The organism is Allobosea sp. 05T438 (assembly GCF_056396025.1).
The window spans coordinates 303,609-327,786 of sequence record NZ_JBFTKQ010000003.1 but is presented as its reverse complement, the minus strand read 5'-3'; the positions used below and the strand labels follow the sequence as shown (position 1 = coordinate 327,786).

At 65.8% G+C, this 24,178-nt stretch carries 20 protein-coding genes and 2 pseudogenes; 8 read left to right on the top strand and 14 right to left on the bottom strand.

The genetic code is table 11. The annotated features are described in order from the left end of the window. The first annotated feature begins 3 nt into the window (after window positions 1-3). A complete protein-coding gene (locus AC1DIN_RS10010) occupies window positions 4-735 on the top strand; it encodes a maleate cis-trans isomerase family protein (protein ID WP_476809641.1) in 732 nt (243 codons plus the stop codon). 287 nt (window positions 736-1,022) lie between these two features. On the opposite strand, the gene AC1DIN_RS10005 is transcribed toward AC1DIN_RS10010, so the two are convergent. From AC1DIN_RS10005 to acnA, 4 genes are all read right to left on the bottom strand, one after another. Beyond that, window positions 1,023-1,436 (bottom strand): RidA family protein, encoded by a 414-nt coding sequence (locus AC1DIN_RS10005; protein WP_476809640.1) that lies wholly within the window; start codon window positions 1,434-1,436, stop codon window positions 1,023-1,025. Window positions 1,437-1,568: 132 nt separating this feature from the next. Beyond that, a complete protein-coding gene (locus tag AC1DIN_RS10000; RefSeq protein ID WP_476809639.1) occupies window positions 1,569-2,300 on the bottom strand; it encodes an isochorismatase family protein in 732 nt (243 codons plus the stop codon). An 18-nt stretch (window positions 2,301-2,318) separates the two neighbouring features. Then, window positions 2,319-3,680 carry a dihydroorotase gene (locus AC1DIN_RS09995; RefSeq protein WP_476809638.1) on the bottom strand — a complete coding sequence of 454 codons (1,362 nt, stop codon included), beginning with the start codon at window positions 3,678-3,680 and terminating at the stop codon, window positions 2,319-2,321. Further along, the gene (acnA, locus tag AC1DIN_RS09990) at window positions 3,677-6,394 is read right to left on the bottom strand and encodes an aconitate hydratase AcnA (protein WP_476809637.1); all 2,718 of its coding nucleotides are present in this window, start codon (window positions 6,392-6,394) and stop codon (window positions 3,677-3,679) included. Before acnA ends, AC1DIN_RS09995 begins: the two co-directional genes overlap by 4 nt. Before the next feature lie 182 nt (window positions 6,395-6,576). On the opposite strand from acnA, the gene AC1DIN_RS09985 reads away from it, so the two are divergent. Beyond that, window positions 6,577-7,311, top strand: coding sequence for a GntR family transcriptional regulator (locus AC1DIN_RS09985; protein WP_476809636.1), 735 nt, complete (start codon window positions 6,577-6,579; stop codon window positions 7,309-7,311). Beyond that, complete coding sequence (locus AC1DIN_RS09980; protein ID WP_476809635.1) at window positions 7,308-8,258, top strand: isocitrate lyase/PEP mutase family protein; 951 nt, start codon at window positions 7,308-7,310, stop codon at window positions 8,256-8,258. Before AC1DIN_RS09985 ends, AC1DIN_RS09980 begins: the two co-directional genes overlap by 4 nt. Before the next feature lie 309 nt (window positions 8,259-8,567). On the opposite strand, the gene AC1DIN_RS09975 is transcribed toward AC1DIN_RS09980, so the two are convergent. Next, the gene (locus AC1DIN_RS09975) at window positions 8,568-9,656 is read right to left on the bottom strand and encodes a mandelate racemase/muconate lactonizing enzyme family protein (protein WP_476809634.1); all 1,089 of its coding nucleotides are present in this window, start codon (window positions 9,654-9,656) and stop codon (window positions 8,568-8,570) included. 107 nt (window positions 9,657-9,763) lie between these two features. Continuing rightward, a pseudogene (locus tag AC1DIN_RS09970) lies at window positions 9,764-10,756 on the bottom strand (ABC transporter substrate-binding protein); the annotation flags it as partial. Here AC1DIN_RS09970 and AC1DIN_RS09965 point away from each other — a divergent pair. Continuing rightward, entirely contained in the window at window positions 10,662-12,218 is a 1,557-nt protein-coding gene (locus tag AC1DIN_RS09965) for an IclR family transcriptional regulator domain-containing protein (RefSeq protein WP_476809633.1), read from the top strand. The pseudogene AC1DIN_RS09970 and the gene AC1DIN_RS09965 overlap by 95 nt on opposite strands. A gap of 19 nt (window positions 12,219-12,237) precedes the next feature. Here AC1DIN_RS09965 and AC1DIN_RS09960 read toward each other — a convergent pair whose 3' ends face one another. The 4 genes from AC1DIN_RS09960 to AC1DIN_RS09945 form a co-directional block, all read right to left on the bottom strand. Then, complete coding sequence (locus tag AC1DIN_RS09960; RefSeq protein WP_476809632.1) at window positions 12,238-14,316, bottom strand: chorismate-binding protein; 2,079 nt, start codon at window positions 14,314-14,316, stop codon at window positions 12,238-12,240. Between the two features lie 32 nt (window positions 14,317-14,348). Further along, window positions 14,349-15,362 (bottom strand): amino acid ABC transporter permease, encoded by a 1,014-nt coding sequence (locus tag AC1DIN_RS09955; protein ID WP_476809631.1) that lies wholly within the window; start codon window positions 15,360-15,362, stop codon window positions 14,349-14,351. 74 nt (window positions 15,363-15,436) lie between these two features. Next, window positions 15,437-16,540 (bottom strand): amino acid ABC transporter permease, encoded by a 1,104-nt coding sequence (locus AC1DIN_RS09950; protein WP_476809630.1) that lies wholly within the window; start codon window positions 16,538-16,540, stop codon window positions 15,437-15,439. Window positions 16,541-16,605: 65 nt separating this feature from the next. Next, window positions 16,606-17,631, bottom strand: a complete 1,026-nt coding sequence (locus AC1DIN_RS09945) for an amino acid ABC transporter substrate-binding protein (RefSeq protein WP_441469242.1) — start codon at window positions 17,629-17,631, stop codon at window positions 16,606-16,608. Between the two features lie 656 nt (window positions 17,632-18,287). On the opposite strand from AC1DIN_RS09945, the gene AC1DIN_RS09940 reads away from it, so the two are divergent. After that, the gene (locus AC1DIN_RS09940; protein ID WP_476809629.1) at window positions 18,288-18,473 is read left to right on the top strand and encodes a hypothetical protein; all 186 of its coding nucleotides are present in this window, start codon (window positions 18,288-18,290) and stop codon (window positions 18,471-18,473) included. A gap of 637 nt (window positions 18,474-19,110) precedes the next feature. Here the strand turns inward: AC1DIN_RS09940 and AC1DIN_RS09935 are convergent. Beyond that, window positions 19,111-20,251 (bottom strand): annotated as a pseudogene (locus AC1DIN_RS09935) (IS3 family transposase); the annotation flags it as partial. Between the two features lie 85 nt (window positions 20,252-20,336). Between AC1DIN_RS09935 and AC1DIN_RS09930 the strand changes: the two are divergent. Both AC1DIN_RS09930 and AC1DIN_RS09925 read left to right on the top strand, forming a co-directional pair. Beyond that, window positions 20,337-20,897 carry an MFS transporter gene (locus AC1DIN_RS09930; protein ID WP_476809628.1) on the top strand — a complete coding sequence of 187 codons (561 nt, stop codon included), beginning with the start codon at window positions 20,337-20,339 and terminating at the stop codon, window positions 20,895-20,897. A gap of 90 nt (window positions 20,898-20,987) precedes the next feature. Further along, entirely contained in the window at window positions 20,988-21,695 is a 708-nt protein-coding gene (locus tag AC1DIN_RS09925; protein ID WP_441469246.1) for a GntR family transcriptional regulator, read from the top strand. Window positions 21,696-21,819: 124 nt separating this feature from the next. Here the strand turns inward: AC1DIN_RS09925 and AC1DIN_RS09920 are convergent, their stop codons facing one another. The 3 genes from AC1DIN_RS09920 to AC1DIN_RS09910 are packed head-to-tail and all read right to left on the bottom strand — an operon-like array spanning window position 21,820 to window position 23,784. Beyond that, the gene (locus AC1DIN_RS09920; RefSeq protein ID WP_476809627.1) at window positions 21,820-22,617 is read right to left on the bottom strand and encodes an inositol monophosphatase family protein; all 798 of its coding nucleotides are present in this window, start codon (window positions 22,615-22,617) and stop codon (window positions 21,820-21,822) included. A 41-nt stretch (window positions 22,618-22,658) separates the two neighbouring features. Continuing rightward, window positions 22,659-23,465 carry an inositol monophosphatase family protein gene (locus tag AC1DIN_RS09915; protein WP_476809626.1) on the bottom strand — a complete coding sequence of 269 codons (807 nt, stop codon included), beginning with the start codon at window positions 23,463-23,465 and terminating at the stop codon, window positions 22,659-22,661. Next, the gene (locus AC1DIN_RS09910; protein WP_476809625.1) at window positions 23,455-23,784 is read right to left on the bottom strand and encodes a hypothetical protein; all 330 of its coding nucleotides are present in this window, start codon (window positions 23,782-23,784) and stop codon (window positions 23,455-23,457) included. The genes AC1DIN_RS09915 and AC1DIN_RS09910 overlap by 11 nt, the downstream gene beginning before the upstream one ends. On the opposite strand from AC1DIN_RS09910, the gene AC1DIN_RS09905 reads away from it, so the two are divergent. Next, window positions 23,783-24,124, top strand: coding sequence for a hypothetical protein (locus AC1DIN_RS09905; RefSeq protein ID WP_476809624.1), 342 nt, complete (start codon window positions 23,783-23,785; stop codon window positions 24,122-24,124). The two genes, AC1DIN_RS09910 and AC1DIN_RS09905, sit on opposite strands and share 2 nt — an antisense overlap. Window positions 24,125-24,178: the final 54 nt, after the last annotated feature.

The following is a 24,178-nucleotide window of genomic DNA, read 5'->3' as shown; positions in this document are numbered from 1 at the left end:
ACCATGGATCTCGCCGAACTCGCCACCCGGCCCGCGCTCGGCCTGCTCGTGCCGCCGGCCAATCCGACAGTCGAGCCGGAGATGAACCGGCTGATCCCGTCCGGCGCCCGGCTCTACGCAACGCGTCTGCCGGTGATGCCCGATACCACGCTGGAACAGCGCAACCGCGCCTACATCGCCTCCTACGAGCCGGCGCTGAAGAGCTTTGGCAGCCTGAAGCTCGACGCCGCCACCGTGGCACTGACCGGGCCGAGCTACCGGCTAGGCGCCGGCGAGGACGATGCGCTGGCGGCCCGCCTCTCGGCCTCGGCCGGCTGCCCGGTCGAGACCGCGAGCGGCGCGATCCGGCATGCGCTGAAGGCGGTCGGCGCGAAGCGCATCTGCCTCTTCTCGCCCTATCCGGCCTGGCTCACCGAGGAGGCCGCCGGTTACTGGACCGGCGCCAGCTTCACCGTCGCGCAGGTGGTCAAGGTCTCCGAGACCTTCCGCGCCTATGAGCTGACCACGGAAGAGGTCGAGGCAGCCCTGCGCCAGGTCGAGACAACCGGCATCGACGCCATCGTCATGAGCGGCACCGGCATGATCACGCTACCGGCGATGGCGGCGCGCCCGGAGCGTTCGAGCCCGCCGCTGCTGTCGTCCAATCTCTGCTGCGCCTGGTGGATGATGAAAAAGACGAGCGTCGCGCCCGGCCCGGCCTTTGCTCGCGCCTGCGCCCAGCTCGCCGCTGCCTGAGGCTGCCGTTTTACCCAGCCCCTGCCGGCCGGCGCCTGCGTGACGAACCCGATCCCGCCATAGAAGCCCTGACCCGTGAAGCCGTCTCCGTCTTCGCCGGGCTCGGCAAAACCGCAGGGAATGCTTGCTGCCGCCGGACGGCCGGCCGGTTGCGCTCCAGCTCGTTGGCGCGCTATGCCGAAGCCATGGTCCTGCGGGCGAGCCGTGCCTTCGAGGCCGCGCGGCGCTTTGCCCGTCTGCCGCTGTGGTGAGTTGCCGCCGCCCCCCGCATCCGCCGCGCCGATCTCTCAGCGCGAGCCGGCGCCGCCTTTGGGGCAGTGCGCAACGCATTTGATCTCGACCAGCAGGCCGGGATGGGCGAGCTCGGAGACGCCGATCCGGGTCCAGGCATAGCCTTCGCGCGGGACGAGGCGGTTCTTAACCTCCCGGAACACGTCCATGTGGCGGGCCATCCCCACGTGATAGGTGGTGACGTCGACCATGTCGGCGAAGCCGCAGCCGGCCGCCTCGAGGACGATCCGGACGTTCTCCCACGCAGCGGCGAACTGCTCCGCCGGGTCCTCGATCACCTGAAGGTCCGGCGTGCGACCGACTTGCCCGACGACATAGACGATCTCGCCGACACGCACGGCCGGCGCATAGCCGGCCCGCTCGACGATGGCGCGCATCGATTCCGGGACGATGATCTCGCGGTCGGCCATAAGGTCCTCTCAGGCGTCATGCTCGGGCCTGCCCCGAGCATCTCAATCCGAATGGGGCTCTGGAGCGTGCTCGTCCAGAGCTTCCCGGCTCTCCGCTGCGCTTCGGCCGGGAAAGACGCCCCGGCCTTGGCTTCAGCCCTGCACGCCTGTGGGCAGATCATCCCTCACGGCGAGGCCGCCGAGATAATCCTTCACCTCGGCTGACGGAATGACGTCGGCATATTTGCAGTTGAGGTCGAAGAGATTGATGGCGTGGCTCGCCTGGAATCGGTCGAAGGCCGTCTCCTCCGGGATCACCACCTTGAAATTATAGGAATAGGCGTCGACCGCGGTGGCGCGCAGGCAGCCCGAGGTCGTGCAGCCGGTGAGGATCAGCGTGTCCACATCGAAGAAGTTCAGATGGCTCATGAAGATCGTGCCAAAGAAGCAGGACGGCTTGCGCTTGCCGATGCGGATATCCTGCGGGCGCGGCGCCAGCGGTGCGACGGTCTGCGTCGCATGCGTGCCCTCGGTCGAGGTCTTTTCGGTGCCGCGATGGTTCTTGCCGACCTGCACGCCGGAATCGATCATGTCCGGCCGGCGGGCGCTCTCGGTGTAGAAGACAGGGATGTTCTTCTCGCGCGCCATCTCCAGCAGCGGCACGATGTGCTCCACCGCCGCCCAGGCCTCAGGGCCGCAATGGGTGCGATACTGCTTCAGCCCTTCGAGGATCTCCTCCGGCTTGTCGCCGCAGAAATTGTACTGCACGTCGATGATGAACAGCGCCGGCCGCTTGCCGAAGCCGCCGCGCTTGCCGTAGCCGGCCTGGGCATAGACCTGCTTGTCGCGCTCGGTCAGGAAATCGTCCCAGATACGTTTGGTCATGGTCGTCAGCCTCAAATCTCAGGAACGGTGCAGGTAGCGGCCGGCGGGAGTCGCGCGGGCTTGGCGGTCGACGGCGCCGTCGCGGGCGATGGTGCGGCCGCGCAGGATCGTGCGGACGGACGCGCCCTTGAAGGTCATGCCTTCATAGGGGGAGTAGTCAGAGAAGGATTCCTGCGTCGCCGGGTCGATGGTGATCTCCCTATCGGGATCGACGACGACGAGGTCGGCATCCATTCCGACGGCGATGCCGCCCTTGTTTGGGATCGAATAGAGCTTCGCGACATTGGCGCTGGTGACGGCGGCGATGCGCTCGATCGGCAATCCGCGCTGGTGCACGCCCTCATGGATCAGCACCGGCAGCAGCGTGCCGATGCCGGGGAAGCCGGCCGACGCCTTCCAGATATCCGGGCCCTTGGTCTCGCGCTTGCGCGGCACATGGTCGGAGCCGACGGTCGAGATCGTGCCGTCGCGCACCCCTTCCCACAGCGCCTCGACATCGGCGGCCGGGCGCAGCGGCGGGTTGACCTTACCGAGGAAGCCTATCGGCGACTGGCTGGTCAGCGCGAGGTAATGGCTGCAGGTCTCGACATGGATCGGGGCGCGTCCGGGCCGCTTCGCCCGGCGCACGATCTCCAGGCTCTCGGCGCTGGACATGTGCACGATGTTGACCGGGCATTCGGCTTTCTCGCCGAAATAGATGACGCGGAAGACGTTCTCGGCTTCGAGGAAGCCGGGGCTCTGCTCGTCCCAGACAGGCAAATCGTTACGGCCTGCTTCCTTCAGCGGCTCGCGGAAGACGGGGATGACCTCGACATTCTCGCAGTGAACGCCGACGACGCCGCCCTTGATGCGCGCGCCCTGCAACAACGCCCGGTAGAGGAGGCCGTCATCGATCTCGGTGAAACCCTTCGCGGCGCCGGAAGCGCCCTTGTACATCAGATAGACCTTGATCGAGGTCACGCCGAAGCGCTCGGCGCATTCCGGCAGCGTGTCGATATGCAGCTTGCTGGTGACGCCGAAATGGAAGCCGAAATCGATCAGCGACTGGCTCTCGCCGCGCTCCTTCCATGGCCCGGTCGACTGGCGCAGATCGTTGGAGCGATGGAAGGTCATCATGCCCGTGACGCCGCCGATGGCGGCCGAGCGTGACTCCGTCTCGAAATCCGTCTCGTTCGAGCCGAAGCCGATATGGGTATGCGGGTCGATCAGCCCCGGCATCACCCATTTGCCGCGGCAGTCGACGACTTCCTTCGCCTGCACTTTTTCGCCGGTCGCCAGCAGCGCGGCGATGCGCCCGTCCTTGACTGCGACCGAGCCGGTACGCACACCCATATTCGGGAAGACGATCTCGCCCCCCTCCAGCAGCAGATCGAAACTCATGGATGCTCCGTGACCAGGGTCGGCGCAGGATGCCGGGTGAAGAAGGCGAGGACTTCCGCCATGACACCGCCATGGCGCAGGCAGGCGCGCTCGCTACGCGTCGAGACATTGGCCGTGACCGCGAAGCGGATCGGGCCGGCCGTGCCGGTCGCGGTGACGATGGCCGGCGCGGTTCCGTCGATGGCCTCGGCCAAACCCTCGATGTCGAAACTCTCGCTGCCGTCGAGGCCGAGTTGGCGCCAGCCCGTGCCTTCGGCGAAGCGCAGCGGCACCACGCCCATGCCGATCAGGTTGGAACGGTGAATGCGCTCATAGCTCTCGGCGATGACGGCCCGCACCCCGAGCAGGGCGGGGCCCTTGGCCGCCCAGTCGCGGCTGGACCCCATGCCGTAATCCTTCCCGCCGAGCACGATTAGTGGCACGCCGCGCTTGGCGTAAGCCGTTGCGGCCTCGTGCACGGAAACGACCTCGCCTTCAGGCAGGAGGCGCGTCCAGCCGCCCTCGCGGCCGGGCACCATCTGGTTCTTGATGCGCAGATTGGCGAAGGTCGCGCGTGCCATCACCTCGTGATTGCAGCGCCGTCCGACATAGGTGTTGAACGCCTTCGGCTCGATGCCGAGCCCGATCAGATAGCGCCCTGCCGGACTGTCGATCGGAATCTCGCCGCTCGGCGAGATATGGTCGGTGGTCAGCGAGTCGCCGTAGGCGCCGAGTGCGCGGGCACCATGCAACGCTTCCGGCACGCCCTCCCGGGCGCGCTCCCGGGCGAGATCGAGGAAGGGCGGCTCGACCAGATAGCTCGATTGCCGGTCCCAGTCGAAGCGCAGGCCGGTCGGCGCCGCGAGTTCCTTCCAGAGCAGATCGGAGGGCGTGTCACCATAGACCTCGCGGAACAGGCGCGCGTCGCCGGCCCGCGCGGCAAGCGCGGCGATCTCGGCCTCGTCCGGCCAGAGATCGACAAGGCGGATCGGCGTCGGCGCATCCGGTCCGTTGAGCGGCTCGTCTTCGAGGTCGATGTCGATCCGCCCGGCCAGCGCGAAGGCGACGACCAGCGGCGGCGACATGATGTAATTGGCCCGGATCTGCCGGTGGATGCGGCCCTCGAAATTGCGGTTTCCCGAAAGCGCGGCGGCCGCGACCAGCCCGCCCGCGTCGATCGCCTGCGCCATCACCGGCAGCAGCGGCCCGGATTTCCCGCCGCAGGTGGTGCAGCCATAGCCGACCACGCCGAAGCCGAGCGTTTCCAACGAAGCCAGCAGGCCGAGTTCTTCGAGATAACGCGTCACCACACGCGAACCCGGCGCGAGCGAGGTCTTGACCCAGGCCGGCACCGTCAGCCCCGCCGCGATGGCGTTGCGCGCCAGAAGCCCGGCGGCGATCATCACAGCCGGGTTCGAGGTGTTGGTGCAGGCGGTGATGGCGGCGATCGCCAGCGCCCCGTGACGCAGCGTGGCCGGACCGTCGGGCGTCGCAATCGGGACGGCGGTTTCGGGATCGGTGGCAAAACCGCCCTCCGCCAGCGGCTGCGGCAGCCGGCCGACGAAATCCCTGGCGACGGCGGTGAGATCGAGCCGATCCTGCGGGCGGCGCGGGCCGGCCACGCTGCGTCTCACCCCGGCAAGGTCGATCTCGATGACGCGGGAATAAAGCGGATCGGGCAGACCCGGCTCGCGGAACATCGCGTTGGCGCACGCATAGGCTTCGACGAAGGCGGCATGCTCCGGCGATCGCGTCCGCGCGATATAGGCGATGGTCTGCGCGTCGATCGGAAAGAAGCCCGCCGTCGCGCCGTATTCCGGCGCCATATTGGCGAGCGTCGCCCTGGATGGCACCGACAGCGTCGCCGCGCCCGGGCCGAAGTATTCGATCACGGTCGAGACCACGCGCTCGCGCCGTAGCCTCTCGGTGACGGTAAGGACGAGGTCGGTCGTGGTCGCGCCCGGCGGCAGCGTGCCGGTGAGCCGGACGCCGACGAATTCAGGCACCGGAAAGACATAGGGCTGGCCGAGCATTGCGGCCTGCGCCTCGATGCCGCCGACACCCCAGCCGAGCACGCCGATGCCGTTGACCATCGGCGTGTGGGAATCGCCGCCGATGACGAAATCCGGGCAGGCAACCTCACCGAACGGCGTGTCGACGCGCGTCACGACCGAGGCGATATGCTCCAGATTGACCTGGTGGATGATGCCGGTGCCGGGCGGATAGACCCGTACGGAGCGGAAAGCCTGCTGCGCCCATTTCAGGAAGCTGTAGCGCTCGCCGTTGCGCTCGAACTCCCGCGCCATGTTGCGCGCCATCGCGTCAGGCGTGGCCGAAACATCCACCTGCAACGAATGATCGACGATGACGTCCACGGGAATGCGCGGCTCGACGGTCGTCGGATCGCAGCCCGCCTCGGCCACCGCATCACGCAGCGAGGCGAGATCAAGCAGCACCGGCAACCCGCTGGAATCCGGCAAGATGACTCGCCCGACGCTGAGCGGCACGCCGACGCCGTGGCTCTCGCGCCAATGCAGCATCGCCTCGACGGCATCCGCGCCGATGTTCGGATCGCAGAGCCGCCCGCGTTCGAGGTTCTCGACGAAGACCCGGCAGGCATAGGGCAGATCGGCAAGGCTCACTCCGGCCCGCGCCGCTGCGGCGGCGACGGAGACGTAAGTGCCCGCCACGGCATCGACCGCCAGCGGCTCATCGGTCGTCATGACGTCGGACATTTCGCCGCTCGCATCGTCCAACAGGCCCGCACCCCATGAAAGTGAGCCATTTAATGTCAACACTTTCGTAAAAGTATCTTATGTCAGACGTTTTAGCTTCCCGTCGATTTCAAGTCAAACGCTGAATGGCGCCTTCGCCCTCCGCACAGCTGAACCCTCGCAGGGGCATTTTCGCAAAACTGTTGACACATTTTCCGCTCGCTCCTAACGTCACCGCGATGGAACTGCAGCTCCTAGCCACAGGTGACAGGCGTACCGAGACGCTCGGCGACGAGGTTTTCGGCCGCATCCTCGATCTGATCTACAGCTGCGAACTCGCCCCCGGAATGGTCGTCAACGAGTCGACGCTCGCGACGCGCTTCGGCGTCAGCCGCGGCCCGGTCCGCGAGGCCATCCGCCGCCTCCAGGGCATCCAGCTCGTCTCGCGCGAGCCCTTTATGCGGGCTCGCGTCGTCTCGCTCTCGCCGCAGGCGATCCTCGAACTGTTCCAGATGCGCGAGGCGCTCGAAGGCTATGCCTGCCGGCTGGCCTCCCAGCAGATGAGCGATGCCGAGATCGATGCGCTGATCGCCGACCTCGAGGCCGCCCATTCCGGGCAGCAGCCGGAGGATATGCGCTTCGACTTCCATGAGCGGATCGTGCGCGGCAGCGGCAACAGCCGCATCATCGATAGCCTCTGCGGCGACCTCTACCACCTGCTGCGCATCTACCGGCGCATCTCCGGCGCCGTGCCCGAGCGCAAGGAGCTCGCCTTCACCGAACACTGGCAGATCCTGCGCGCGATCAAGATGCGCGACCCCACCCTCGCCGAATCCCTGATGCGCTCGCATGTCGAGCGCGCCGGCCGACATGTGCTGGCCCAGGTTCCCGAAGCCTCAACCAACGACGCCGCCGGCGCGGAGAAACGAGCATCATGATCGCCAAACGCGAGATTTCGGCCCCCGCCGCCTTTCGGGCTCTGCTCAATTCCGGCGAGTTCATCGTCTCGCCCGGCGTCTTCGACGGCTACAGCGCCAGGCTGGTCGAGGCTGCCGGCTTCAAGAGCGCCTGCACCAGTGGCGCCGCCATCGCCAACGCCATCCTCGGCGTCGAGGATCTCGGCATGATGGGGCTGAACGAAAACGTCAACCATTGCCGGCATCTGGCGCGCGCGATCTCGATCCCACTGACCTGCGACGCCGACAATGGCTACGGCAACCCAATGAACGTGCACTACACCGTGCAGATGTTCGAGGAGGCCGGCGTTGCCGGCGTCAATCTCGAGGACCAGGTCAGCCCGAAGCGCTGCGGCCATATGCCGGGCAAGGAAGTCGTCTCGCGCGACGAGATGGTGAAGAAGATCGAGGCCGCCTGCCTCGCCCGCCGCGACGATGATTTTGTCATCATTGCCCGTACGGACGCGCTCGCCGTCGAGGGGCTCGACGCGACGCTGGAGCGCATCCGCGCCTATGTCGCGGCCGGCGCCGACGCGATCTTTCCCGACGCCGTCAAGACCGAGGACCAGATTGCCCGCGTCGTCGAGGCAGCCGGCGGCAAGCCAGTCTCGATCAATATGGGCTTCGGCATCCGCCCGCGCCCGACCACGCCGCTGATCCCGCTGCCGCGCCTCAAGGAACTCGGCGTGCGCCGCATCAGCCTGCCGCGCATGCTGCCCGCCGCCGCGATCAGGGCGATGCGCGATGCGCTGTCGGTGATGCGCGGTGTCATGGAGACCGGCGTGCCGGCCGACCGCTCGGACCTGCTCGTCGGCATCGACGAGATCTGGAACCTGATGGGCTTCCCGGCCATGCAGGCGCTGGAAAAGCGACTCCTGACGGTCGACAGCTACGCGTTGAAATACGAGGCTGCGGCAGTCCCCGCCTGAGGCCGGCGCGGTGGGCCGCCGTCCACTCAAGGCGAGAGTGAGGCAGAACCACCGTTCGGCGCTGTCGTTCCAGGCTTCATGACGCCGGATCGGCCCGTCACGCAGATCGAAGAGCTCGACGAGGCGGATGCCGGCGAAAGCACTCAGATTCTGCTGCTTTCACGAAGCTGGCCCTCTATTCTGCCTCCACCCAGGCGAATGCTCATGCGCGTACCGGAGGCGTCCCGCAACGCATCGCCTTCGGTATCCTGGAAGAACAACACGCCCGAGCAGTAGCGATGGGATTGCGTCGGGGCATTCGTCCCCGTTCTAGATCCGATAGCGTTCGATGACGGACATGTCGGGCTCGAAGCCGATGCCTGGCTTATCGGGAATGCCGATGGCTCCGCCGGCCGGCAAGGCCGGATCCAGGCCACACCAGGCTTCCGGGCGGACATAGAGGAATTCGAATACCTCGAAGCTGTCGACGGCGGCAGCGAGCTGCAGGCTCGCCCAATAGCCCGGCCCGAAATAGGGCGAGTGCGGCGCCAGGCGCTTGCCGGCGGCGCGCGCGAGCTGCGCGACTTTGACGAACTCGGTAACGCCGCCGACTTTCGTGACGCTCGGCTGGACGATGTCGAGCGCCGGCACGAGGCGGCCGAACTCGACCGCCGTGCAGGCATTCTCCCCGGCGGCGATGGCGATCCCCTCGGCTGCGATGGCCCGCCAGGGTGCTGGATCTTCAGGAGGAAAGGTCGGCTCCTCCAACCAGTTCACATTGCTCTCCGCAAGCACCGGCAGCATGGCGCGAACCTGCTCCAGCGACCACTGGCAGTTGACGTCCACGGTCAGCCGCGCATCCGACCCCGCCCCCCGGCGGCCGGCCGCGATCGTCTCCGGCAGCACTTCGTGCAGCTTCACTTCGTCATAGCCGAGCGCCGTGGCCTCAGCCGCGAAGTGCGCGACGCGCTCGGCATCGCCGTAGCGGACAAGGCTCGCATAGGCGCGGATCCTGTCGCGGCGGGGCGGCCCGATCAGGCGCGATAGCGCCAGACCGGCGCGCTTGCCCGCGATATCCCACAGCGCGATGTCCAGCCCCGAGATCGCGAACATGGTTATGCCATAGCGGCCGAACAGGGCCAGGGCCTGCTGAGCCGCCAGGTTGACCGCCTGCGGATCCTGCGAATTCCACCCGATCACCGCCGGCGCAACCAGGTCGCGAACCGCGACGGCGGTGGCGTTCTGGCACATATAGCCGAAGGCTTCGCCCCAGCCGACCAGGCCCGAGCCGGTTTCGACCCGGACCAGGACGATGTCGAGATTGCTCCACCGGGTCGGCGTGATGCCCTGCCCCTTGCCGCCGTCGTCGAACGGAATGCGCAGGACAATCGGTTCCACCTTGGTGATCGGATCGGACATGGCCTTCTCATCGGGTCAGGAGCCGGCCCGACGCGGCCGGCCCGGCGAAACAGGGCTCGGATCGCCGACGGCCTGCCGGACATGGCAGACCGGGCACGGCAGGCTGATCAGGCTCGCTTGCCGATTTCCTCATCCCATCTGCGGAAGGCCATGACCATCTGATTGGGTTCGAGAGGCAGTTCGAAGGGCGTGTCCGCGATCAGCTTCGCATATTCGGGGCGGCCGAATTCCGCGATCGCCGCCTGGCTCTCGGGCGGGGCCATCGAGAGCGGGACGTCCTTCACCGCAGGGCCGGGATAGAGGTAGCCCTCGTCATAGGTGAAGGCCTGCGCCGGCTTGGTCAGCATGAACGCCATCAGGTCGAGCAGGACGGCGATCTTGTCGTTGGGCAGCCCCTTCGGGATCGCCATGTACTGGCCGTCGATGACCCAGCGGAAATTCTTCAAGGTTGAGATCCGCGCCTCTTTCGGGACGACGCCGAGGACACGCGGATTGATGTCCCAGCCCGTCGTGGTGGCGATGATGTGGCGGGTGCCGTCGCCGAGCTCCTTCATCACCGCGGAGGTGCCGGTCGGGTAGTATTCGATATAGCGGCCGAGCTCCTTCAGATAGGCCCAGGTCTTGTCCCAGCCCTTCATGGGATCCTTCGGGTCGCTGTCGCCAAGGATGTAAGGCAATCCCATGATGAAGGTGCGGCCCGGGCCGGAATTGGCCGGCCGGGCATACATGAACTTGTTGGGATGGGCCTTGGCCCAGGCCAGCAGCTCTTCGAGCGAGCCGGGCGGGTTGGGCACGTGGTTCGGCAGGTATTCGAGCAAAGGCCCTGAGGGATAATAGGCGACGACCACACCCTGGCCGCGGGCCAGGCCCTGCATCATGGCCGCGCCCTTTTCATAGATCTCGTCGAGATTCGGCAGAGCGGGCTTGTGAGCCGCGAGCAGATCGACCCACAAATTCTGCTCGATCCCCGCCGCCAGCGCATCAGTGCCGGTCAGCACGAGGTCGATGTCGACGCGACCGGCAGCTTGCTGCGCCTTGATCTTGCCGGGCAGTTCCGGGGCCGGCGCCTTGGTGAAGGTCATCCGCGACACCAGGCCAGGCCGGATCCTCGCCTCAGTCACGGCGCACGGCTTCGTTCGCCTCGACCCGCAGTCCCAGGGCTATACGCTCGGCTATCGCCTGCTCGAGCTGGCCCAGAATGTCTGGGTCGCGCCCGACCTCGCCGCGGTCGCCAGCGTCGAGCTGCAGCGCCTGCGCGACATGACCGGGGAGACCGCCTATCTCGCCGTGCCCGATGACGGCATGGTTCTGGCGCTCGGCAAGTTCGAAAGCCCGCACGACATCCGCTCGGCCGCGCGCCTCGGCGTGCGCAAGCCTCTGCACTGCACCAGCCAGGGAAAGGCGATCCTGGCCTTCCTGCCGGAAGCGGAGGCCGAGGCCATGCTCGGCCATGGGCCCCTGGAGCGCTTCACGCCGCAGACGATCACCGATCGCGGCACGCTGATGACGCAGCTGCGCATCATCCGGGCTCGCGGCTATGCCGTCGAGGACCAGGAAATTCTGCCGGGCAATCGTTGCGTCGGGGCGCCGGTGCTCGATTCTACTGGCCAGCCGATCGTCGCCATCAGCGTTGCCGGGCCGGTCTATCGGCTGACGAGCGAAAGAGTGGCGCAGCTCGGCCCGGAGATCGCGAATGTCGCCCGCAATATCAGCCTGGGGCTCAGGGGCGCGCCGGCGCGGCAACCGCAGGCAGGCATGCCCTGGCAGCCGCACGCCCCGCACGGCAAGCCCGTCTTCTACGGTGCCCATCCGGTCTGGGACCCGGAGCGCTCATCCCTTGTCTGGGCCGATCGGCTCGGACCCACCCTCTACATGACGGCGGGATCCCGGACGGCGGCAATCCGGCCGGAGCCCGGCGCACCGATCGACGGTCTCGCCATCACGGCCGAAGGCGACATCGTTCTGCTGCTCGGCGGGCGCATGCTCAGGATCGACAAGAGGGAATGCGTGCTGGATCGCACTGTTCCCGAGCTTGCCGGCGCCACCGCCATGGCAACCGATCTCAACGGGCAGCCATGGGTCGCCGTGCACCAGGGCGACGAAACCCGGATCGGCAAACTCGGCGCTGATGGAACGCTCGAAACCGTATGGACCCTGCGCAAGCGGATCGGCGCGCTCGCCTGGTCGCAGGCGAGCGGCAGGCTTTTCGCCTCTGACCCCCAGAGTGGCACGATCTATCTCCTTGAGCGCGGTGGCGCGGCGCCCCGGCTTTTCACGCGCATACCGCGTGTCTCGGGCGAACCGCGCAGCCTTGCAGTGGACGCGGATGATCGGCTTTGGGTTGGTCTCTATGACGGCTGGAGCATCGCGCGGCTGACGACCGAGGGCGAGATTGAGCGGCTGCTGCCGCTGCCGGTGCCGCGTCCGACCGGCCTTGCCTTTGGCGGTAAGGGCAAGGACCGGGTCTACGTCACCACTGCGCGGATCGACCTTGCACGCGAGGTCTTGGAAAAAGCGCCGTTGTCCGGTCATTTGCTGGTTGCGCTAACGACTGCCGGCTGACCTGCCGGGCGTGGGGATGCTAATGCACTTTCAGCAATTCGTGCTCAGCACGGTTGAGAAACGCACGAACAGGCCCTTCCGGATCATGGGTAAGGAGCGATTCCGGCCTGAACAGAAAACCGCCTGCCGGCAGCGTTTCATGCTCGAGTGCCAGCACTTCCCTCGCAGGGCCCTGCGCGATTTCGCGTAAACAGTCTGGAACTTGGCCGGAAAGGACGACCCGGCGGTGATAGCAGCCGACGACGAACGGCTCGGCGCGGTTCGGCAGCAGCCATGAAGGGCCGGCCGAAGGCAGCGCCAAAACGCGCTCGCCATGGCGCGGTGTGTCCGCCGGTGGGGCCTTCGCGCCGAACAATTGAGCGAGCGCCACCATGCCGTGCCCCAGCGCCAGCACCGGACACTGAACCGCGAGAAGGTTGGCGAGGACCTCGCGCGCGGTGTCTAGCCCGATATCCGACAGATCCGGGGAGACGATATAGGCTCCCTCTCTCCACGGGGCCCGCGAGCCTCCTGTCAGGGGCTGCAGGGCGACATCGGCCCCAGCCGATTTCAGAAGCGCTGTCAGGGTCTGCGCGAATGGCACGCCGCCCAGGATCGTGACCGGTATCCGGGCGCTTTCGGCCGGGCGCGCGGGGCTTCGCGGCGACGGCGCGGCCTCGGGCTCAGCAGGTTGCGCCGATGCAAGGTCGAGCGTGCGCAGGAGCGCGCCGGCTTTCGTCACGGTTTCGCGTTCCTCGTCGATCGGGTCGGAGGAATGCAGGATCGTCGCGCCGACGGTGATTTCCGCCGTTCCGCCGGCAAGCCGCATCGAGCGCAACACGATGCCGGTATCCATTCGGCCATCGAAGCCGAGCCGCCCGATGGCGCCGCCATACCAGCGCCGCGGGGCTGCCTCGTTGGCATCGATGAAGGCGATCGCCTCGCGGCGGGGCGCGCCGGTCAACGTCACCGCCCAGACATGCGCGCGAAAGGCGTCGATCGCATCGCGGTCCGGACGCAGTACCCCCTCGACATGGTCGACCGTGTGCAACAGATGCGAGTAGGTCTCGATCTGGCGGCGGCCCAGAAGGCGGATCGAGCCGGGCTCGCACAGGCCGGCCTTGTCGTCGCGGTCGATGTCCGTACACATCGTGAGCTCGGCCGCCGACTTGGAAGAATTCAGGAGCTCCAGAGCCCGCTCGGCATCCGCGATGGCATCCTCTCCGCGCCGGACCGTCCCCGAAATCGGGCAGCTTTCGACACGCCGGCCTTCGACGCGCACGAACATTTCCGGCGAGGCACCCACCAGCGCTTCGCTCCCGAGATTGGCCAGGAACTCATAAGGGCTCGGATTGATGCGATCGAGCAGGCGAAAGAGGGCATCGGGCCCTGCCGGAAGCTCGCGCCTGAAGGTTTGCGCCAGGACCACTTCGAACAATTCGCCGGAGCGGCAGGCTTCGACCGCCCTGCGCACCATATCGGAATAAGGCTGTTCTTGTGCCGCAGGTGCCGCCGTCCGGCTCCCCAGAGCGGATGGATTTCCCGTACGCGCGAGACCTCGTGTCGATTGCGAGCCCAGAGCGAAGTCATAGGTGACGATCTTGGCCTGGCCGGTTTCTGGATGATCGGCGACGACGATCCGATCCGGCAGATAGAGGACCATGTCGTCGTGATCGGTCTGCGGCCGGGCGTGCCGCTCCAGCCCCAGCGTATGGAATGCCAGATCGAAGCCGAACGGGCCAAAAAGGCCGAGATGCGGGTCGTCCGAGCGGAACGCCGCGACAAGGCTTCGCAGGGTTTCGAAAAGGGTCTCGCCCGTTGCGAGGCGCCCTTCGACGACATCCGAACCCGTCTCCAGATCGGCGATGCCGCCCTGCGCGAAAGCGGCGGCGATGGCCGGCAGGATAATGCTGCCGCGCTCGTTCAGCGCCCGGCAGATCAGGCGATCCGCGCGCAGCGAGAGCCGGAGCGGCGGGTCGACAAACCCGAGCCAATGCGGGCGGTAGCGGCCGGGAAACGCGAAATTGCAACGCAGCAGCAGACCCTGCCGCGTCCCKAGGCCGTCGATCAGCGCATCGAGCCCTTCCGGCGCATCGATCGCTTCCACGCTCCGCGTCACGGCGAGTCCGGATGGCGTTATGAAGCTGTGCGTCACGTGGGTGATGTCCGGTTGTAGTCGAGGTGCCGCTCAAGGCGGGCGGCCACTCTCGAAAGGCCAAAGCAGATTGCAAAGAAGAACAGGCCGGCGAAGAGATAGGCTTCGGCCGAATAGCCGTTCCATTTCGGGTCGGCGACCGTGAGCTGCACGACGCCGAGCAGGTCGAAGACGCCGACAACGAGGACCAGGGTCGAATCCTTCAGCATCTGGATGAAGGTGCTGACGATGTTTGGCAGAGCGGCACGCAGCGCCTGCGGCAGCACGACGAGGCTGAGGCAGCGCCAATAGCCCAGCCCGAGGGACCGGGCCGCTTCGGCCTGCCCGGCCGGGATGGTGCGTAGCGCCCCCCGGATGACCTCGGCCATATAGGCCGCGGCGTAGAGACACAGGCCGACCACCACCCGCGTGAACAGGCCGATGCCTTCGCCACCCGGCACGAAGAGCGGCAGCAGCACCACGGCCGTGAACAGGATGGCCAGGAGCGGCACGCCGCGGATGACTTCGACCGTCATGTTGGCGAGCCCGCGCCAGAGCGGGCTGTCGGCCTGCCGGCCGAGCGCCAGCACGATCCCGGCCGGTAGCGACACGACCATCGCGGTGATCGACAGCAGCGCCGTGACGAAGAGGCCTCCCCACTGGTCGGTTTCGACCGGAGCCAGACCGAACACGCCGCCGGCCGCCAGCAGGAGGGCCGCCGTGATTCCGATCGCGGCTCCCGCAAAGGTCACGGCCATTCTCCGGCGCATGCCGGGAAGCAGCGGCAGCGCGAGCCAGCCGAACAGCAGCAGGAAGCCAATATTCAACCGCCACCGGGAGGGGGCCGGATAGAAGCCATAGATAAATTGCGGCAACCGCTCGCGGATGAAAAGCCAGCAGGCGCCGCGCCCGTCGCAGCTCGCCGCTTCGCCCCAGGGGAAGGCGGCGTCAAGCACGGCCCAACGAAACAGCCGCGGGCCGAGGAGAGTGCCGAGCGCCAGGAGTGCCGCGAGCAGGAGGACGCTTCCCACGCGCCATCGCCGCTGCGTGGATGACCGAGCTGGCCGATCGGCGGTAGTCACGGATGGGCAAGCCGGGGCCTCGGTCATGCACGCCAGCGCCTGGCTTCGCTGCGATGAATCAGACCGGAAATGCTGAGGCTGATCGCGAGATAGACCGCCATCGTGATGCTGATCACCTCGACGGCCTGTCCGGTCTGGTTGAGCGTGGTCTTGCCGAACACCTGCATCAGATCGGGAAAGCCGACAGCCGCAGCCAGCGACGAGGCCTTCACGACGTTGACGAACTGGTTGCCGAGCGCCGGCAGGGCGGCGCGGATCGCTTGCGGCAGAACGATCAGCCGCAACGTGGCGAAGCGGCCGAGACCGAGCGATTGGGCCGCTTCCCACTGGCCAGCCGGCACCGAAACGAAGCCGCTCCGAAAGGCCTCTCCGATGAAGGCGGCGGCATAGATTGCAAGCGCCGTGACCAGCGCGGCGAATTCGGGGGGCAGGGTGAGGCCGCCGGTTACGTTGAATCCGCGTTGAACCGGCAGGTCCCAATCGGCGGAAGCTGCAGCAGCGAGAAGGAGGAGCACGCCTGCGATTGCGAAGGCGGTCCTGACCACCGATCGCTGGAAAAGGCCGATCGGCCAGGGCAGAGGACGCGCCATGGCAGCGATCAGGATCGATATTGCTCCGACGACCAGACACGCCACGCCGACGGAATTCAATCCCGGTGCCGCAACCACGATCCCGCGGTTGTTGAGCAGCGCGAAGCTGCCGAGATGAAGCGACTGCCTGACGGGCGGCAGCGCGCCGAACACCATGAAATACCAGACGAACAGCTGCAGCAGCAGCGGCGTGTTGCGGACGAGCTCGGTCGCCGCGGTCGCCAGCGTGCGCAAAGGCGGATCCTCGGATAGGCGAGCGATCGCGAGGCCGAGCCCCAGGCACGTCGCCAGCCCGATCGCCACGGCCGAAACGACGAGCGTGTTCAGCAGGCCGACGATGAAAGCGCGGGCATAGCTCTTCGTCGCATCGTACGGAATCAGGCCGAAACTGATGTCAAAGCCGGCCGTATCCCAGAGAAAACCGAAGCCCGCGTGGATGCCGCGGGCCCGAAGCGTGAAAATCGCCATGACGGCGAGCGCCGCGACGATGCAGGCCGTCGCGACATAAACGCCATACTCGATCCCATGGCGACGCATGAAGCTCTTGCCTGCGTCTCGGGAAGCCGCCGCCATGGGATTAATTCACCGCGCGTCGCGAGGCGTCACTGGAAGGACGGCGCGAACAGCAGCCCGCCATCGCGCCAGAGGCGGTTCAGGCTGTTTTCGCGCGGGATGACGATCGCGCCCTTCGGCCCCAGGTTGCGCTCGTACATCTCGCCGTAATTGCCGACGGCCTTGATGACACGCCCGGCCCAGTCCTTGTCGAGGCCGATCAGCTTTCCGAGATCGCCGTCGGTGCCCAGCAGCCGGCGGATCTCCGGGTCGGTCGCATTGGCCGCGAGATCGTCCACCTTCGCCGTGGTCACGCCCAGCTCTTCGCCCGCGATCAGTGCATTCAGCGTCCAGCGTACGAGATTCGCCCATTGGTCATCGCCCTGGCGCACCACGGGGCCGTTGGCCGCCTTCGAGATCGTCTCGGGCAGGATGACATGGGCACTCGGGTCTTTCAGCTTGGCGAGACGGGCCGAAAGCGTCGACTTGTCGGTTGTGAAGGCGTCGCAGCGTTCCGCCTCATAGGCGGCGACGACCTGGTCGGCCTGCTCGAACACCACCGGCTTGTACTTCATGTTGTGCTGCCGAAAGTAGTCGGCGAGGTTGCGCTCGGTCGTCGTCCCGGTCTGGGTGCAAATCGTCGCCCCTTCCAGCTCGCGGGCGCTCTTGATCCCTGCCGACTTGCGGACGAGGAAGCCCTGGCCGTCGAAGAAGGTGACGCCGGGGAACGACAGGCCGAGCCCGGCCTCGCGCGACATGATCCAGGTCACGGAGCGAGACAGGATATCGACCTGGCCCGACTGAAGCTGGGCAAAGCGCGCTGCGGGCGTCGCCGGCAGGTATTTCACTTTTTCCGGATCGCCGAGAACCGCAGTCGCCACGGCCCGGCAGAAATCGACATCGAGGCCACTCCAGCGCCCCGACGCATCGGCGGCGAAGAAACCGGGAAAGCTCTCGCCGACGCCGCAATTGAGCGTGCCGCGCGCCTTCACGGTGTCCAGCGTGCCCGCGTTCGCAGGGTTCAGCAGCGGGGCGACCAACAGGGCCGCAGCCACGGCAAGCTCACGTAATTTCATTGCATAATTTCCCGAAACAATCACGACCGCGAGCGCGGGTTTAAGCAGCTCAATCTGGTAAGGCAAGCATCGCTCGACGAATGCCGGGCGCTTGCGATGATCAGCCCTTGAGGAAACGTCGACCGGCTCGTTCTCTCGCTAGGAAGCCGCACGAATGCCTACCGCCAACCTTTTCCGGGCGTGGATCGCTGGCGGCAGAAGCCGCCTGTCTTGAGTTGCACTGAAGAGCGACGAAATCAGCCGTTCGTCGCATCCTCGGCTGGAGCTTCGCGCCATTTTCAGACGTTGGCTCGACGTCAGAAAGCGGACCTTCCGGACAGTGGCGCTTTGGATTCGGTCTCGACAGACACGCTGCCAATTACTGCGGCCTGGGTTGCCTCGATCTGCCCCGAGGCGGGGTCGTAGTGGTTCCATTTTGCTGCACAAAATGTACCGCGAAGCTTGGCGTGCCATGGCGTTCTTGGCGCCTCGGTCGTCGAAGTCGGAGTGGGGTCCTCGGTCGTAGAAGCCGCCACGGTCGGCATTTCGATCGGGCTCTTACGCAGCCGTTCTGGCCGGCTCGCCTTCCTCGCCCGTTACGGTCGCAATTTGCCCACCAGGAACGAGACAAAGCGTCGGACCTTCACCGCTATATGGCGGTTGGCAGGATAGACCGCTTGCAACTGTATCGTGGTGATGTCCCAGTCGGGCAGAAGGCGTATGAGCCTGCCCTGCGCGGCGCCACCGTCGCCGGCCTTGGCATCGGCTGCATGCCGGATTTCCTGGCGCGCGATGCGCTGGCGGAGGGGAAATGCGCACCTTCCTCGACGCGCGGATCGATGCTCCCGGCCATTTCAGCCTGATCTGGCCTCCAGCCGCAACCTCTCGCCGAAAATCGAGGTCTTCGTCGATTTTATTGGCGACGCCTGTTTTCAACCCGCTGCGAGACACTTCCCCAAGCAACGGTCGACCCGAGTTGAGCCAGCCCCCCGTTCTTTACGCTGTCCCAGCCGCGTTCGGAGCATCGCCTGGTCGGTATCATGCCCGACCTCGTCGATAACTTTTTGTCGCTTCTAGCTCTTGGACAAGCGCCGCACATTCGAGCGCACCTTCGTCCTGTATCCGCGAATGACTTGGGTGGGGGGTGTTCCGGTTGCGAGCTTGCCGGCCGCCCGTTGAGCGGCGGAAACCTTCTCTGTCACCATCAACTTTGCCTCGCGACTGGCCGCTTGGCCGCCCTTGGAAAGTCTGATTGTGCGCAGCCAAATCGCTTGCTGCGCTTCGAACGCGAGCATCGACATCTCGAAGAATATTTTGAACATCTGAGCCGCGCTCCTTGCGACATGTTACTACGCGAGCCGGAGCCTGTTGTTCCACAAGCCGCCACGCGATCATTCCTTCGGACGTTTGTCGAACCTCGCTTGCCAGATCGCATCGCGCAGAAGCCGGACATTGGGCCTTACCGGGATGGCCTGCTGCCGGTTTGTGAACAGTCGGTTGGGCTAATCCGACCTTCTTTTCGAACTCGGCCGGGCTGATGTAGCCGATGGTCGAGTGCCTGCGAACGGCGTTGTAGAACCGCTCGATGTAATCGAACACGTCGGCACGAGCATCGTCGCGTGTCCGGTAAACCCTGCCTCTGATCCGCTCGGTCTTCAGCGACGAGAAGAAGCTCTCCATCGCGGCATTGTCCCAGACGTTACCCGCGCGGCTCATCGAGCAGGTGACGCCGTTGTCGGTCATGAGCTTCTGGAACTGCTCGCTGGCATACTGACTGCCTTGGTCCGAATGGTGCAGCAGGGCATCAGGTTTTCCCCGACGCCAGATCGCCATCATTAGCGCATCGGTTACGAGGCCGGCGGTCATCTCAGCCTTCATCGACCAACCCACCACCCGGCGGGAGAAGAGGTCGATGACCGCTGCGTAAAGCCAACCCTCCGCGGTCCATATATAAGTAAAGTCGGCGATCCAGCGCTGGTTGGGCCGTTCGGCGTGGAACTCCCGGCCGAGCGTATTCGGGGCGATGGCCAATCGCCGGCCCTCATCCCTCGGAAGGCTGCGCCGACGCGGTCTGGCACGCAAAGCCTGGGCACGCATCAGCCGCTCGATGCGATGCAGGCCGCAATCGATGCCTTCCGCCAGCACGTCGCGCCAGACACGCCTGGCACCATAGGTCCGATCCGAACCAATAAAGCTTGCCCGGACCTTGGCGCCAATCTCCTCGTCGTCGCGTGCACGCCGGCTCGGCGACCGGTTGAGCCAGGCATGGAAGCCCGAGCGCGACACATCCAGCGCTTCCCAAAGCCATGCCACCGGCCAGATCCCCCGGTGCTTCGCAATGAACGTGAACCTCATGTCACGTCCCTCGCGAAGAAGCTGCGGCCTTTTTTAGGATGTCGCGCTCCGCCTTGAGCTTGGCCACCTCCCGCCGCAGCTTCTCGATCTCAAGTTGCTCCGGCTTCATCTGACCGTGGCCGGGAAAGGCCTGCGCAGGATCGGCCGAAAACAGCTTCACCCATTTGCGCAACTGGTTCTCGTGGACATCCAAATACCGAGACGCCTGCGCCACACTCACTCCGCGATCCTTGATCAGGCGGACCGCCTCGATCTTGAACTCACGCCCAAACTGTCTTCGCCGCATACCCCACCTCCGGGTTCATGAAACACCCAATCTCGGTGTCCACGAAACCGGCAGCAGGCCACGTGGCGCGAAGTCAAGCCAAGTGGTGAGATCACTTGTCTACTTCTGCGTTATCGTCGCGAACGCCACCGTCGCGTTCTGGGGGCCAACGATCATGCGCGAGGCCGGATTTGCAAATGTGGCCACGATTGGCTGGCTGGTCTCAGGCGCTTCGCTCATCGGCTCAGCAGTCATGATCGGCAATGGGCTGATGGCCGATCGCACCGGGCGTCCGCTTTGGGAGTGCATCGGCTCGCTGGCCGCGGGCGCACTAGGGTTGGCTGGCATTGCCGCCGTCCTTCATTCCTCGCCACAGCTCGTGTTTGTCATGTTCGCGTTGGCTCTCGCGGGCGCTTACGGTGCAATTCCTGTCTTCTGGCAACTGCCGAGCAAGCTCTTCGCGGGGACCGCCGCGGCAGCAGGCATCGCGATCATCAACTCGTTCGGCAACCTCGGCGGCTTTCTTGCCCCCTATGGCCTGGGCCTGCTGAAGGACGCCACCGGCAACATTGCACCTGGCCTCATGGCTGTCTCGATTGTCGAGGCTTTTGCGGCGTTGGTGCTGATCCTGATCGTGCGGCGCTTCTTCGCCGGACGCAGTGCTTGACGTGCTGTCTCAACGAGGCCGACTTTTAGGCAAGACACGCAGTCGCGGTACATCACGTACCGCGATTCGCAACCCGCAGAGGATAGGGTGATGCTGGCGAAGACCGATGCGAAAACGGAGGGAAAGATCTCCCTGGCCGATCGCGTCTATGAGGAGCTGCGAGCCGCGATCGTTCTGGGGGAGATCGCTCAAGGGTCTGTCTTCAATGAATCGGACCTTGTTTCTCGCTTCAAGGTCAGCACGTCGCCATTGCGCGAGGCACTATCGAGGCTCAGGCAGGATGGCCTTGTTCGCGTCATTCCTCGTCGCGGCTACAGCGTAACGGAGCTTACGCTCCGCGACTTTCATGAGCTGATCCAGATGCGCCTGATCCTGGAATGTTCGGCGGCAGAACTTGCCGCCCCCCGCATTGCCGACAGCCATGTCGAGACAATGCGGCGATTGTCATCCGTGGAGTTGGAAGTCGGCAATCAAGCGAGCTACCGCGCCTTTATGCGAGCCAATCAAGAATTCCATGAGGGAATTGCGCAGATCGCGGACAACAGCAGGCTCTCTCGTGCAATCGGCCAGACCATGGACGAGATGCAGCGTCTACTGTTTGCCGACCTTGGCGCAGTCGAGGATGGCGATGAGGTTCGGCACGATCACGACGAAATCATCGATGCTCTCGCGCGACGAGATGCTGCTGCTGCGCGGGACGCTGTGGCCCGGCATGTGAAGGTTTCAAGAGACCGTGTCGTCGGCCGCATGATGCGACGACATAGTGGCTTTGCTGACAAGCCTGTCTTTTCAGCCTGAGCGACCACAACATTGCCGGTGAGGCAAATTCTGGACCGGCCTGATGAGACGTTTCATAGCGGCGTTGCGCCAACTACGGACATTGAGAGGTCGCCATAAGCCAGACATTGTTATCGCGGCTCGGCTAAGAGGGCTGCTCCATCCAGCGCCTCTTCTGCACAGGCCGAGCGAAAAATCTCGATGAAGTGGCTGTGGAATTGGCGCGGGTCTCGGTCGCGAGGCATCCGGCCTCCCGTGCGATAATCACCCCCGCGGCGAGGTCCCAGAGATCGAGCTTTGCGCCTGAGGTCCAGAAGCCGTCGAAGCAGCCTTCCGCGACATAGGCAATCTCCAGCGCGGCCGAGCCGGGGCTGCGGATGCCCGAGACGCGGGGCATGATCGCGGCCATCTCTCGGGCCGCCTTTTCGGTGTCGCCCTTGCCATTATAGGGGAAGCAGGTTCCAACGACCGCATGGGCGAGGGACTTGCGGCTGGAGCCATTCAGCCTCCTGTCGCCGAGATAGGCGCCTTCTCCGGCTGCGGCCCAGAACATCTCGCCGCTGAGTGGATTATAGGTCACGCCCGCCGTGACCTCGTCGCCTTCCATCAGGGCGAGCGAGGCCGAGAATTGCGGGATGCCGTGCAGGAAATTGTTGGTGCCGTCGAGCGGGTCGATGATGATCCTGAGCCCGTTGCCTGCATCCGGGGATGCGGCGCCTTCCTCGCCGAGCACCGCGACCTCGGGCAGTTTCTCATTGAGATAGGCGACGATCAGGCGCTCGGATTCGATATCGGCGGCGGAGACGAAATCGGACGGGCCCTTTTCCAGGATGGGCAGGGCCGAGAGACGGGCAAAATTCTCGGCGAGCGAGGCGCCACCGATGCGCGCGGTCTCCTTCATGGCCTCGACGATCTCGCTCCGGGTCCGGGACTTGGTGGGCATGATGGCTAACCTGGCTGAAGTTGGTGCGCTGGTCGGTCGGCTCACGCCGCCGGCACGATCCCGGCGCGCGGGGCCGCGATCCGGCTGAGCGCCACCTGATGCAACTCGGGATTGGCCGCGGCGAGGCAGTGCCCGCTCGAATGCAGGGTCAGCGGGGCACCGTCCCAGTCGGTGATGACGCCACCGGCATTGGCGATAACCGGAACATGGGCGAGCACGTCGTGCGGGGTGGTGAAGCGGTCGATCGCGATGTCGATCCCGCCCGAGGCGAGCCGCCCGTAGGAATAGCAGCTCCCGCCATAGACGCACCAATGCACCGACGAGCGCAGGGCCTGGAAGACCGGCAGGGTCTCGGCGTCATAGAGCTCGATATTGCTGGTCGAGAGAACAGATTCGGCAAGGAACTTGCGGCCGGAGGTCGCGACGCGGATGTCGTTCAGGGTGGTCGGGTAACCCTCGGCGCCGATCCAGCGCTCTCGCGTCATCGGCTGGTCGATGACGCCGAGGATGGAGGTGCCGCGGCGAGTGAGCGCGATCAGCGTGCCGAAGACCGGGATGCCGGCGACGAAGGCCTTGGTGCCGTCGATCGGGTCGAGCACCCAGACATACTCGGCATCGGTCGCCTGCGCGCCGAATTCCTCGCCCTGGATGCCGTGCTCCGGAAAGGCCTCGCCGATGCGGCGACGCAATTCGGTCTCGACGCCACGGTCGATCTCGGTGACCGGGCTGTCGTCGCCCTTGGAGACGAAGGCGTTGTTCCCGCGGGCGGCCTCGCGGATGATCGCGCCGCTGGCATCAGTCAGCCCCTGGGCGAAGGCGATGAAGTTCCTGATGTCGCTAGTCGGCATGGCGGACCTGTCCGGGAATTGCAGCTGTGCTCTCGAGCGGACGCTGGTGCTTGCCGAGCGCGTATCCGAGGTATTTGAAGCAACGCGCGATCACGAGCGTGATCGCGAGGTGGATCAGCGCCGCCATGATGAAGACCTCGTAGGGGGAGAAGGTGCTGGCGACGATGGTGTTGGCGACGCCGGTCAACTCCATCAGCGTGATCGTGCTGGCGAGCGAGGTGCCCTTCAGCATGCCGATCGCCTGGTTGCTGTAGGCGGGCAGCATGAGCCGGAGCGCGATCGGCAGCACGATCAGGCGCTGGACCTGGAAGGCGGACATGCCGCAGGCGCTTCTCGCGAAGCATGTCAGGCGCATGCGGCTCATCTATCGCGAGCGGGCGACGATCCTGGTCGATGCCCTCAGGCAAACCCTCGGAGACCGGCTGCTCATTCCCGACGTCACAGCAGGATTGCACCTGACGGCCCATGCGCTGGGACCACTGGACGACGCCGCCGTCACCAATGCGGCGAGGCAGCGCGGCATCGATGCGCCAGCCCTCTCGCGCTACCGCTTGCAGGACCGGACGGCGACAGGTTTCGTCTTCGGCTTCGGCAATACCGTGCCTGAACGCATAATCCCGGCCGTGCGGCGCTTCGCCGAGGTCATGGCTGCCGCTTAGGGCTCCTGGGAATCGATCGTTTCACCCCGGCGGCAACAGGACCGGGTCAGGAGG

Coding starts and splice junctions, on each gene's coding strand:
- acnA (WP_476809637.1), bottom strand. CDS start 6,394: ATGTCCGACGTCATGACGACCGATGAGCCGCTGGCGGTCGATGCCGTG.
- AC1DIN_RS09945 (WP_441469242.1), bottom strand. CDS start 17,631: ATGAAATTACGTGAGCTTGCCGTGGCTGCGGCCCTGTTGGTCGCCCCG.
- AC1DIN_RS09910 (WP_476809625.1), bottom strand. CDS start 23,784: ATGTCCGCCTTCCAGGTCCAGCGCCTGATCGTGCTGCCGATCGCGCTC.
- AC1DIN_RS09950 (WP_476809630.1), bottom strand. CDS start 16,540: ATGCGTCGCCATGGGATCGAGTATGGCGTTTATGTCGCGACGGCCTGC.
- AC1DIN_RS10000 (WP_476809639.1), bottom strand. CDS start 2,300: ATGACCAAACGTATCTGGGACGATTTCCTGACCGAGCGCGACAAGCAG.
- AC1DIN_RS09905 (WP_476809624.1), top strand. CDS start 23,783: ATGCCGCAGGCGCTTCTCGCGAAGCATGTCAGGCGCATGCGGCTCATC.
- AC1DIN_RS09975 (WP_476809634.1), bottom strand. CDS start 9,656: ATGTCCGATCCGATCACCAAGGTGGAACCGATTGTCCTGCGCATTCCG.
- AC1DIN_RS09925 (WP_441469246.1), top strand. CDS start 20,988: ATGCTGGCGAAGACCGATGCGAAAACGGAGGGAAAGATCTCCCTGGCC.
- AC1DIN_RS10010 (WP_476809641.1), top strand. CDS start 4: ATGGATCTCGCCGAACTCGCCACCCGGCCCGCGCTCGGCCTGCTCGTG.
- AC1DIN_RS09965 (WP_476809633.1), top strand. CDS start 10,662: ATGTCGACGCGACCGGCAGCTTGCTGCGCCTTGATCTTGCCGGGCAGT.
- AC1DIN_RS09915 (WP_476809626.1), bottom strand. CDS start 23,465: ATGCCGACTAGCGACATCAGGAACTTCATCGCCTTCGCCCAGGGGCTG.
- AC1DIN_RS09920 (WP_476809627.1), bottom strand. CDS start 22,617: ATGCCCACCAAGTCCCGGACCCGGAGCGAGATCGTCGAGGCCATGAAG.
- AC1DIN_RS09995 (WP_476809638.1), bottom strand. CDS start 3,680: ATGAGTTTCGATCTGCTGCTGGAGGGGGGCGAGATCGTCTTCCCGAAT.
- AC1DIN_RS10005 (WP_476809640.1), bottom strand. CDS start 1,436: ATGGCCGACCGCGAGATCATCGTCCCGGAATCGATGCGCGCCATCGTC.
- AC1DIN_RS09980 (WP_476809635.1), top strand. CDS start 7,308: ATGATCGCCAAACGCGAGATTTCGGCCCCCGCCGCCTTTCGGGCTCTG.